Below are 11,346 nucleotides of genomic sequence, written 5' to 3'. Positions count from 1 at the left end.
GGGCTGGCCCCCGAGTCGTTGACGGGAACGGGTAGGGGCGGCGGGGGCGAGAAAACGCCACCCCAGCCAGCACCACACCCATCCCCGCGAGCACCCGCCACCCCACCTCCTCGCCCAGGACCAGCGCCCCCATCCCCACCGACACCACCGGCAACAGGTAGCCGACAGTCGCCGCACTCGTCGGCCCCTCGTCCGCGATCAACCGGTAGTTGAGATAGAACGTCACCCCCGTGCCGAGCACCCCGAGCGCCCCCACCGCCAGGAGCCCCGTGACGTCCGTACGCACGGCCCCCGCCGCGGGAAGCGCCAGCGTCGTCCACGCCGTGGCCGTCAGCAGCTGAGCCGCCGAGACGGCGAGCGGCGCCCCCCGCCCCGTAAGCGTGCGCGCCATGTACGCGAAGGCCACCGCGTAGCTCGCCGCCGCACCCAGCAGGGCCAGCGCGCCCCAGGTCAGCAGCCCCGAGCGATGCCACGGGGCGAAGATCAGGAGCGTACCGGCGAAGCCCAGGAACAGGCCGGTCAGCCGCACACGGCCGAGTCCGCGGTCCGTGCCGAGCGCGATCCCGATCAGCAGCGACCACAGGGGAGTCGTCGCGTTCAGCACGCCCGCGACACCCGAGTCCACCGTCTGCTCGCCGACGCTGAACAACGCGAACGGCACGGCGTTGCAGAAGAGGGCCGCGACGACGAGGTGGCCCCACGTCCTGCGGTCGCGCGGCAGGCGCTGGCCCGCGGAACGGGCCAGGAGCAGGAGCACGGCCGTGCCCAGCGCGCAGCGCGCGATGGTGATCTGGGCGGGGGACAGCCCGTGGTTCAGGGCGAGTTTGATCCACAGGAAGCCCGAGCCCCAGAGGAGCGCCAGGGCGGCCATGCGGAGCGTCGAGGTGAGCGGCATGCGTCCACGGTGAGCCACGGGTGACGTAAGGACAAGTGAAAGATCTTGCATGCACTGTTAACCTCACCTACATGCTCGATGTGCGACGCATGCAGATGCTGAGAGCCGTGGTCACCAGCGGGTCCGTGACGGCGGCGGCGACCCGCCTCGGCTACACACCCTCCGCGGTCAGCCAGCAGATCGCGGTGCTGGAGAAGGAGGCCCGCACGCCGCTGCTGGAGCGGGTCGGCCGGGGCGTCCGGCCCACCGAGGCCGGACTGCTCCTCACCGGGTACGCGGACGCTATCGGCCGCCAGGTCGCCGAGGCCGAGACCGCGCTCGACGACCTGCGGGCGGGCCGGACCGGGCGGCTCGCGGTGCGGTACTTCGCGACGGCGGGGGCCGCGCTGGTCGCCCCGGCGGTGGCCCGGGTGCGGGCCGAACACCCGGGCGTGCAGATCGAGTTGAAGCTCACCGATCCCGAGGATCCGCTGCCGGACGTACGGGAGGGCCGGGCGGACCTGGCCCTCGTGGTGCGCCCGGAGGGGGAGGGGCCGGAAGGGGAGGAGGCAGGGGGTGACGGCGTACGGCTCGTGCCGCTGCTCGACGATCCGTATCGCGCCGTGCTGCCGAAGGGGCACCCGCTGGCGGGGCGGCGGACCGTGGCGCTGGCCGACCTCGCGGAGGAGCCCTGGGTCGGCAGCGAGTGGCCGGGGCCCTGTCTGGACGCGCAGCTCTCGGCGTGCGAGGCCGCCGGCTTCCGGCCGCGGTTCGTGGTGGAGAGCGAGGACTACGTGACCGCGCAGGGGTTCGTCGCGGCGGGGCTCGGCGTCAGCCTGGTACCGCGCCTGGGCCTGGGCAGCCGGCACCCCGGAGTGGTCGTACGGGAGGTCCGGCGGCCCGAGCCGGTGCGGGCGATCTTCGCCGCCGTGCGGCAGGCGGCGGCCCCGAAACCCGCGCTGCGAAGCTTCCTGGAGGCGCTGCGGGAGGCCGGGGGAGGCGGGGAGTGACCCGGTCGTCCCGGTCGCTCAGGCCTTGGTGCTCGTCCTGGTCCTGATCCTGCCCAGGATCCTGCTCCCGGGGCCGGCGTCGGTCCTGGGAGGGACCTCTCGCGGAAGCGCGTACGGCAGCGCCCCGTACCAGAGCCTCGCCACCAGGTAGCCGAACGCCAGGCACGCCATGCCGCCCACCGCGTCCAGCCAGAAGTGGTTGGCCGTGGCGACGATGACCACCAGGGTCGCCACCGGGTACAGCAGGCCCAGGACGCGGACCCAGGGGACCGAGGCCAGGGCGAAGATCGTGAGGCCGCACCACAGGGACCAGCCGATGTGCATGGACGGCATCGCGGCGTACTGGTTGGACATGCTCTTCAGGTCGCCCGAGGCCATCGAGCCCCAGGTCTGGTGGACCACGACCGTGTCGATGAAGTCGTTGCCGTTCATCAGGCGCGGCGGGGCCAGCGGATACAGGTAGTAGCCGATCAGGGCCACACCCGTGGTGGCGAAGACGACCGTGCGCGTGGCCGCGTACCGGCCCGGGTGGCTGCGATAGAGCCACACCAGGACGCCGATGGTCACCACGAAGTGCAGGGTCGCGTAGTAGTAGTTCATGCCGACGATCAGCCAAGTCATCGAGTTCACGGCGTGGTTGACCGATTCCTCGACGGCGATGCCGAGGTGGTGCTCCATCCTCCAGAGCCAGTCGGCGTTCTCCAGCGCCTGGGTCCGCTGCTCCGGAACCGCGTTGCGGATCAGTGAGTACGTCCAGTAACTCACCCCGATGAGCAGGATCTCGAACCAGAGCCGGGGGCGGCGGGGCGTACGCAGCCTTCGCAGGAGACGGTGTCCCGCGCTGCCGTGCGCCTCGTCCGCGACGGGCTGTGGAGGGGCCTGCTCCTGGCCTTCCAGTGTCGTCACGGTGCTCTCACCCATAGGGACAGAGTCTGCCAGATGAGCCTTTCTCGACCGATCATCCCTTGGGTGGGTTCCGGCCGCACGTTCTACACCTGAAGTAGGTGGGCCACCACTTCCTGCGCACGACCACGCCCGCCCAGCACCCCTACGTGATACCCCTGGGCGGTACCTCTGACGTGGTGTTCCTACGAGCGGTTGCGGTCCCCGGGGGACGAGGCCGTCGAGCCCCGCACCACCAGCTCGGGCATGAACACGAACTCGCTGTGGGGCGCCGGGGTCCCGCCGATCTCCTCCAGCAGCGTGCGCACCGCGGCCTGGCCCATCGCAGGCACCGGCTTGCGGACCGTGGTCAGGGGCGGGTCGGTGAACGCGATCAGCGGGGAGTCGTCGAAGCCGACGACGGAGATGTCGTCCGGGACTTCGAGGCCGCGCTGCCTGGCCGTCCGTATGGCACCCAGCGCCATCATGTCGCTCGCGCAGACGATCGCCGTGCAGTCGCGGTCGATGAGCGCCGCCGTGGCGGCCTGGCCGCCCTCCAGCGTGTACAGCGAGTGCTGGACCAGGCGCTCCTCGATGTCGGACGTGGCCAGCCCCAGCAGGTCCTGCATCGTGCGGACGAAGCCCTCGATCTTGCGCTGCACCGGCACGAACCGCTTGGGGCCCAGCGCCAGGCCGATCCGGGTGTGGCCGAGCGAGACGAGGTGGGTGACCGCGAGGGCCATCGCCGCCCGGTCGTCCGGGGAGATGAAGGGCGCCTGCACCTTCGGCGAGAAACCGTCGATGAGGACGAACGGCACTCCCCGCCCGCGCAGTTGCTCGTAGCGCTGCATGTCCGCGGAGGTGTCCGCGTGCAGTCCGGAGACGAAGATGATGCCGGCGACCCCCCGGTCGACCAGCATCTCGGTCAGCTCGTCCTCGGTGGAGCCGCCCGGGGTCTGGGTCGCGAGCACCGGCGTGTAGCCCTGCCGCGTCAGCGCCTGGCCGATGACCTGGGCCAGGGCCGGGAATATCGGGTTCTCCAGCTCCGGGGTTATCAGCCCGACGAGCCCCTCGCTGCGCTGGCGCAGCCGTACGGGCCGCTCGTAGCCGAGTACGTCGAGCGCGGCCAGTACGGACTGGCGGGTGGTGGCGGCGACGCCCGGCTTCCCGTTCAGGACCCGGCTGACGGTCGCTTCGCTCACCCCCGCCTGCGCTGCGATGTCGGCAAGCCGTGTGGTCACGGGATTGGACTGTACCGGCCGGGGATCGCGTTGCCCACTGAACGAACGCCGTGCACGGGCACTTGGACGGCCCGCTCCGGGCTGCTGCGTCATCGCGTTCCCTCGTGATTCTGGTCGGCAGTGTCGTGGCGGGGTGGTCGTCGTCCGCCGCGTGCGCCCGTGCGGACGGGGTGCTTCCTGCAAGGCGCCGAGCGCCGATGATCCTCGCGCCGGACGAGTATGGCAAGAGCTTGCAGAGTCTTGCACGGCGGGCCCGCACCCTACGAATGCCCCTGTGGCAAGGCATCGCGGCAGATCGGGACGGTTCCGAAGAGGTCACGGCGGGGTAACTGTCTGCGGGTCTTGCACTTTTTTGCTGCAAGGTCTTTCGCGCCGCTTACATCGCTGTTACGTTCACGCTGCCCGACGGCGGCAACGGTGCGGTCGGCGAGTCGGCAGGGACGGCGGACGGGACCGCCCCCTCGAAGCACACGGGCTTTCACCCTCAAGGAGAACTCATGCGGCGTGGCATAGCGGCCACCGCACTGGTGGCGTCCCTCGCTCTCACGGCGACGGCCTGCGGCGGAGACGGCGACGACAGTGGCAAGGCGGACGGCCCGGTCACCCTCACGTGGTGGGACACGTCCAACGCCACCAATGAGGCACCGACGTACAAGGCCCTCGTGAAGGAATTCGAGAAGGCCAACCCGGACATCAAGGTCAAGTACGTCAACGTGCCCTTCGACCAGGCGCAGAACAAGTTCGACACCGCCGCCGGTTCCAAGGGCGCCCCGGACATCCTGCGTTCCGAGGTCGGCTGGACCCCCGCGTTCGCCAAGAAGGGCTTCTTCCTGCCGCTCGACGGCACCGAGGCCCTCGCGGAGCAGGACAAGTTCCAGCCCAGCCTGATCGAGCAGGCCAAGTACGAGGGCAAGACGTACGGTGTGCCGCTGGTCACCGACACCCTCGCGCTGGTCTACAACAAGGAACTCTTCGCGAAGGCCGGCATCGACGCGGCGCCCACCACCTGGGCCGACCTCAAGACGGACGCCGGCACGGTCAAGGAGAAGACGGGCGTCGACGGCTACTGGGGCTCCACCCAGGCCTACTACGCGCAGTCGTTCCTGCACGGCGAGGGTACCGACACGGTCGACGCCGACGCCAAGAAGATCACCGTGAAGTCGCCCGAGGCGGTCAAGGGCTACAAGACCTGGCAGGGCCTGTTCAGCGGCAAGGGCCTGCACAAGGCGGACACCACCGCCGACGCGTACGCCCACATCCAGGACGCCTTCGTCAACGGCAAGGTCGCCTCGATCATCCAGGGCCCGTGGGAGATCACGAACTTCTACAAGGGCTCGGCCTTCAAGGACAAGGGCAACCTCGGTATCGCCACCGTCCCGGCCGGCTCCGGCGGCAAGGCGGGCGCCCCGACCGGCGGCCACAACCTCTCCGTGTACGCGGGCTCGGACAAGGCCCACCAGGAGGCGTCGCTCACGTTCCTGAAGTTCATGACGTCGGCGAAGTCGCAGGAGACCATCGCCCTCAAGAACTCCACGCTGCCGACCCGCGAGGACGCCTACACCACGGAGGTCAAGTCCGACCCGGGGATCGCCGGCTACCAGGGTGTGCTCGCCGCCGCCCAGCCGCGTCCGGCGCTGCCCGAGTACAGCTCCCTGTGGGGTCCGCTGGACACCGAGCTGCCGAAGATCGCCGGTGGCAAGGAGTCCCTGGACAAGGGCCTGAGCAACGCGGAGACCGCGATCGCCAAGCTGGTCCCGGACTTCAGCAAGTGACACCGGGTGGCCGCCGGATCCGTCCCCGCGCAGCACGCCTGGACGGATCCGGCGGCCACCGGCCCACGACTGGCCCATGACCGGCCCGTCGGCCCACGACCGGCCCCCAGGCACAGGCCCGCAGACCCGGCGGCCTGCCGATCAGCCCTGATTTTCCAGAAGGTGTCGAACCATGACAGTCGTCATCGACCGCGCGACCGGCAAGCGCCGGGGGAGCCGGTCCCCGCGCCCCGGCCCGCTCCAGCGCATGAAGCGCGCGTACCAGAAGTACTGGTACGCGTACGCGATGACCGCCCCGGTGGTCGTCGTCCTCGGTGTGCTGGTGCTCTATCCGCTGCTGCGCGGCATCTACCTGACGTTCACCGACGCCACCAGCCTCAACTCGGCCCGCACGATCGGCGTCAACCACATCGACGCCACGTACGAGTTCATCGGCCTGGACAACTACGCCGACATCCTGTGGGGACCGACCGCGTACGACCGGTTCTGGTCGCACTTCATCTGGACGATCGTGTGGACGGCGCTGTGCGTGCTGCTCCACTACGTCATCGGGCTCGGACTGGCGCTGCTGCTCAACCAGAAGCTGAAGGGCCGCACCTTCTACCGGCTCATCCTCGTCCTGCCGTGGGCCGTGCCCACCTTCGTCACCGTCTTCGGCTGGCGGTTCATGCTCGCCGACGGCGGCATCATCAACTCCATGCTGGACGCGGTGCATCTGCCCTCGCCGCTCTGGCTGGAGGACACCTTCTGGCAGCGGACCGCCGCGATCATGGTCAACACCTGGTGCGGTGTGCCGTTCATGATGGTCTCGCTGCTCGGCGGACTGCAGTCCATCGACCCCGTCCTGTACGAGGCCGCGGAGATGGACGGGGCCAACGCCTGGCAGCGCTTCAGGAACGTGACCCTGCCGGGTCTGCAGTCGGTCAGCTCCACCGTCGTCCTGCTGGGCGTCATCTGGACGTTCAATCAGTTCGCCATCATCTTCCTGCTCTTCGGCGACACCGCGCCGGACGCGCAGATCCTCGTCACCTGGGCCTACTACCTGGGCTTCGGCCAACAGCCGCGCGACTACGCGCAGTCCGCCGCGTACGGCGTCCTGCTGCTCTCCATCCTGATCGTCTTCACCTCCGTCTACCGCCGCTGGCTGGCCCGCAATGAGCAGCAGCTCGCGATCTGAGGCAGGAGCCCCCATGAGCACCACGACCGTCAAGACCCCGCCCCCGGTGGACGGGGCGCCCGCGGGCACCGCACCGGCCGGCAAGGGGCCGCGGCGCGGCGAGCGCAGCCGCGCCGGGGCCCTGACCTCGCACGGCATCCTCGCCGTCGCCAGCCTGATAGCCCTGTTCCCGATCGCCTGGCTGATCTATCTCTCCCTCGGCCCGGACAAGGACGACTATCTGCACCCCGGGGGCATCCTCGGCAAGATGACGTTCGACAACTACACGTTCGTGTTGCAGCACACGCCGTTCTTCGACTGGCTGTGGAGCACGCTCGTCGTGTCGCTGGGCACGACCGTCATCGGCGTCCTGGTCGCCGCCACCACCGGCTACGCGGTCTCGCGCATGCGCTTCCCCGGCTACAAGAAGTTCATGTGGGTGCTCCTGGTGACCCAGATGTTCCCGGTCGCGGTCCTGATGGTCCCGATGTACGAGATCCTCAGCGAACTCCAGCTGATCGACAACTACTTCGGCCTGATCCTCGTCTACTGCTCGACGGCCGTGCCGTACTGCGCGTGGCTGCTCAAGGGGTACTTCGACACGATCCCCTTCGAGATCGACGAGGCCGGGCGCGTCGACGGGCTCTCGCCCTTCGGTACGTTCGCGCGGCTGATCCTGCCGCTCGCCAAGCCGGGGCTCGCCGTCGCCGCGTTCTACAGCTTCATCACCGCCTTCGGTGAGGTCGCGTTCGCCTCGACGTTCATGCTGTCCGACACGAAGTACACGTTCGCGGTGGGGCTGCAGAGCTTTGTCAGTGAGCACGACGCGCAGCGGAATCTGATGGCTGCGACGGCTGTGCTCGTGGCCATTCCGGTGTCGGCGTTCTTCTATCTCGTGCAGAAGAATCTGGTGACCGGGTTGACCGCGGGTGGCACGAAGGGTTAGCCGTACGCGGCGAGCTGCGGGGTTGTCTGTCGTCCGACGGCGCGTCGTGGCTGGTCGCGCAGTTCCCCGCGCCCCTTTGGGGCGCTCCTCCGTCACGTATCTAGGAAGCCATGAGCCAGCAGTATTCCGCCGACTCGGCACCGAAATCCGCTCTTGTGACCGTCGCCGATCGCCGCGACTGGTGGCGGGACGCGGTGATCTACCAGGTCTATCCGCGCAGCTTCGCCGACAGCAACGGTGACGGCATGGGCGATCTGGAGGGCGTACGTTCCCGACTCCCGTATCTGCGCGACCTCGGCGTCGACGCCGTGTGGCTCAGCCCGTTCTACGCCTCGCCGCAGGCCGACGCCGGATACGACGTGGCGGACTACCGGGCCGTGGACCCCATGTTCGGCAACCTCCTCGACGCCGACGCACTGATCCGCGACGCCCATGAACTGGGTCTGCGGATCATCGTCGACCTCGTCCCCAACCACTCCTCCGACCAGCACGAGTGGTTCAAGCGCGCCCTCGCGGAGGGCCCGGGCTCGCCGACCCGGGAGCGCTACCACTTCCGCGCCGGCCAGGGCGAGAACGGTGAACTGCCGCCCAACGACTGGGAGTCCATCTTCGGCGGCCCCGCCTGGACCCGCGTCACCGAACCGGACGGCACCCCGGGCGAGTGGTACCTGCACCTCTTCGCGCCCGAGCAGCCCGACTTCGACTGGGACCACCCGGCGGTCGGCGACGAGTTCCGCTCGGTGCTGCGGTTCTGGCTCGACATGGGCGTCGACGGCTTCCGGATCGACGTGGCCCACGGTCTTGTGAAGGCGGAGGGGCTTCCGGACCTGGGATCCCACGAGCAGTTGAAGCTCCTGGGCAACGATGTCATGCCGTTCTTCGACCAGGACGGGGTGCACGAGATCTACCGCCAGTGGCGGCTCGTGCTCGACGAGTACTCCGGCGACCGCATCTTCGTCGCCGAGGCGTGGACGCCGACCATCGAGCGCACCGCCAACTACGTGCGCCCCGACGAACTGCACCAGGCCTTCAACTTCCAGTACCTGAGCACTCATTGGGACGCCGAGGAGCTGCGTGCCTGCATCGACCGCACGCTCGACGCGATGCGGCCGGTGGGCGCCCCCGCCACCTGGGTGCTGTCCAACCACGACGTGACCCGGCACGCGACCCGGTTCGCCAACCCGGCCGGGCTCGGCACGCAGATCCGGCTCGCCGGAGACCGTGAACTGGGTCTGCGCCGGGCCCGCGCGGCCACTCTGCTGATGCTCGCGCTGCCCGGGTCCGCGTACCTGTACCAGGGCGAGGAACTGGGCCTGCCGGACGTCGTCGACCTGCCGGACGAGGTCCGCCAGGACCCCGCGTACTTCCGGGGCGCCGGCCAGGACGGATTCCGCGACGGCTGCCGGGTGCCGATCCCGTGGGACCGCGAGGGCTCCTCGTACGGCTTCGGCGGCGGGGGCAGCTGGCTTCCGCAGCCCGCCGGATGGGGCGAGCTGAGTGTCGAGGCGCAGACCGGGGTCGCCGGCTCGACCCTGGAGCTGTACCGGGCCGCGCTCGCCGCGCGCAGTGAGCAGGCCGACCTCGGCGCGGGCGACCGGGTCGAGTGGCTGAAGGCGCCCGAGGGCGTGCTGGCCTTCCGTCGCGGGGCGTTCGTGTGCACCGCCAACACCGGGGGAGAGGCGGCGACCGTCCGCGCGTACGGGCGGGTGCTGCTCGCGAGCGGCGAGGTGACCGTCACGGACGACGGCGAGGCGAAGGTGCCCGCCGATGTCACCGTGTGGTGGATCGCCGACTGACCGTTCGCCGGCCGAACCGACGCCTCCTGTAAGAAGTTTCAGGAATTTTCAGAAGCCCGTCTTCCGCTTTGGGAGGCGGGCTTCTACGATCTGCGGCACCGCACTGCTGTTGAATATTGCAGCAAGAACCTTCAACGGAGAAGGGACCCCCACACATGGCAAAGAGAGCACTGTCCTGTGCGCTCGCCGTGGCGGCCGCCGCGTTCGTCGTCCCCGCGAGCGCCGCCGGTACCGCCCACGCCTCCCCACCGGGCACCAAGGACGTCACGGCCGTCCTCTTCGAGTGGAACTTCGCGTCCGTGGCCAAGGAGTGCACCAACCGGCTCGGGCCCGCCGGTTACGGATACGTCCAGGTCTCCCCGCCCGCCGAGCACATACAGGGCGCGCAGTGGTGGACCTCGTACCAGCCCGTCAGCTACAAGATCGCCGGGCGCCTCGGTGACCGCACGGCCTTCCAGAACATGGTCAACACGTGTCACTCGGCGGGCGTGAAGGTCGTCGCCGACACCGTGATCAACCACATGTCGGCGGGCAGCGGCACCGGTACGGGCGGCTCGTCCTACACGAAGTACAACTACCCGGGTCTGTACTCGTCGTACGACTTCGACAACTGCACCGCGCAGATCAGCAACTACCAGGACCGCGCGAACGTCCAGAACTGCGAACTCGTCGGACTCGCCGACCTCGACACCGGCGAGGAGTACGTCCGCTCCGCCATCGCGAAGTACCTGAACGACCTGCTGTCGCTGGGCGTCGACGGGTTCCGCATCGACGCGGCCAAGCACATCCCGGCGACCGACCTCGCGAACATCAAGGGCCGGCTGAGCAACACGTCCGCGTACTGGAAGCAGGAGGCCATCTACGGGGCCGGGGAGGCGGTTTCGCCGACCGAGTACACCGGCACGGGGGACGTGCAGGAGTTCCGGTACGCGTTCGACCTCAAGCGCGTCTTCAACAACGAGAACCTCGCCTACCTGAAGAACTACGGGGAGGGCTGGGGGTACATGAGCAGCGGTGTCTCGGGGGTCTTCGTCGACAACCACGACACCGAGCGCAACGGGTCGACGCTCAGCTACAAGGACAACGCGAACTACACCCTCGCGAACGTGTTCATGCTGGCGTATCCGTACGGGGCGCCCGACATCAACTCGGGGTACGAGTTCTCGTCGACGGACGCGGGGCCGCCCAACGGGGGCTCGGTGAACGCCTGCTGGCAGGACGGGTGGAAGTGCCAGCACGCCTGGCCGGAGATCCAGTCGATGGTGGGCTTCCGCAACGCGGTGCGGGGGGAGTCCGTCTCCAACTGGTGGGACAACGGGGGTGACGCGATCGCCTTCGGGCGGGGCGGCAAGGGCTTCGTGGCGATCAACCACGAGTCGTCGTCGCTTTCCCGCACGTATCAGACGTCGCTGGCGGCGGGCACGTACTGCAATGTGCAGGCGGGTTCGACGGTGACGGTGAACAGCTCCGGCCAGCTGACGGCGACGCTCGCCGCGAACACGGCGCTGGCGGTGTACGCGGGCAAGTCCAGCTGCTGACTCACCTCCGGGCCGGTGGGGGCGGGCCTTAAGGATTGCGCAGTTCCCCGCGCCCCTGAAAACCCGCGTTCGTCTGCGGGCCGATGGGGGCGGGCCCAACCGATTGCGCAGTTCCCCGCGCCCCTTTTAGG

At 69.2% G+C, this 11,346-nt stretch carries 9 protein-coding genes; 6 read left to right on the top strand and 3 right to left on the bottom strand.

What is annotated here, in order from left to right:
• On the bottom strand, positions 1-895 hold an 895-nt coding region (locus ACFWGJ_RS35020; protein WP_387332658.1), incomplete at its 3' end, for a DMT family transporter.
• Positions 896-966: 71 nt separating this feature from the next.
• Here ACFWGJ_RS35020 and ACFWGJ_RS35015 point away from each other — a divergent pair.
• Complete coding sequence (locus ACFWGJ_RS35015) at positions 967-1,884, top strand: LysR family transcriptional regulator (RefSeq protein WP_387332656.1); 918 nt, start codon at positions 967-969, stop codon at positions 1,882-1,884.
• An 18-nt stretch (positions 1,885-1,902) separates the two neighbouring features.
• On the opposite strand, the gene ACFWGJ_RS35010 is transcribed toward ACFWGJ_RS35015, so the two are convergent.
• The gene (locus tag ACFWGJ_RS35010) at positions 1,903-2,805 is read right to left on the bottom strand and encodes a phosphatase PAP2 family protein (protein WP_387332654.1); all 903 of its coding nucleotides are present in this window, start codon (positions 2,803-2,805) and stop codon (positions 1,903-1,905) included.
• Positions 2,806-2,972: 167 nt separating this feature from the next.
• Positions 2,973-4,007 carry a LacI family DNA-binding transcriptional regulator gene (locus ACFWGJ_RS35005; protein ID WP_387332652.1) on the bottom strand — a complete coding sequence of 345 codons (1,035 nt, stop codon included), beginning with the start codon at positions 4,005-4,007 and terminating at the stop codon, positions 2,973-2,975.
• 497 nt (positions 4,008-4,504) lie between these two features.
• Here ACFWGJ_RS35005 and ACFWGJ_RS35000 point away from each other — a divergent pair, with 497 nt between their 5' ends.
• From ACFWGJ_RS35000 to ACFWGJ_RS34980, 5 genes are all read left to right on the top strand, one after another.
• Positions 4,505-5,779: an extracellular solute-binding protein gene (locus ACFWGJ_RS35000; protein ID WP_387332650.1), complete on the top strand. Its 1,275-nt coding sequence runs from the start codon at positions 4,505-4,507 to the stop codon at positions 5,777-5,779.
• Between the two features lie 172 nt (positions 5,780-5,951).
• Positions 5,952-6,956: a carbohydrate ABC transporter permease gene (locus ACFWGJ_RS34995; RefSeq protein WP_387332649.1), complete on the top strand. Its 1,005-nt coding sequence runs from the start codon at positions 5,952-5,954 to the stop codon at positions 6,954-6,956.
• A 13-nt stretch (positions 6,957-6,969) separates the two neighbouring features.
• Positions 6,970-7,881: a sugar ABC transporter permease gene (locus ACFWGJ_RS34990; protein WP_387332647.1), complete on the top strand. Its 912-nt coding sequence runs from the start codon at positions 6,970-6,972 to the stop codon at positions 7,879-7,881.
• 110 nt (positions 7,882-7,991) lie between these two features.
• Complete coding sequence (locus ACFWGJ_RS34985; protein WP_387332645.1) at positions 7,992-9,677, top strand: glycoside hydrolase family 13 protein; 1,686 nt, start codon at positions 7,992-7,994, stop codon at positions 9,675-9,677.
• A 155-nt stretch (positions 9,678-9,832) separates the two neighbouring features.
• A complete protein-coding gene (locus ACFWGJ_RS34980) occupies positions 9,833-11,215 on the top strand; it encodes an alpha-amylase family protein (protein WP_387332644.1) in 1,383 nt (460 codons plus the stop codon).
• The last annotated feature ends 131 nt before the right edge of the window (positions 11,216-11,346 follow it).

The sequence above is a fragment of the Streptomyces sp. NPDC060205 genome, from assembly GCF_042728395.1.
Classification (GTDB): domain Bacteria; phylum Actinomycetota; class Actinomycetes; order Streptomycetales; family Streptomycetaceae; genus Streptomyces.
The sequence above is the reverse complement of the archived record's forward strand: the minus strand, read 5'-3'. Positions and strand labels throughout refer to the sequence as shown.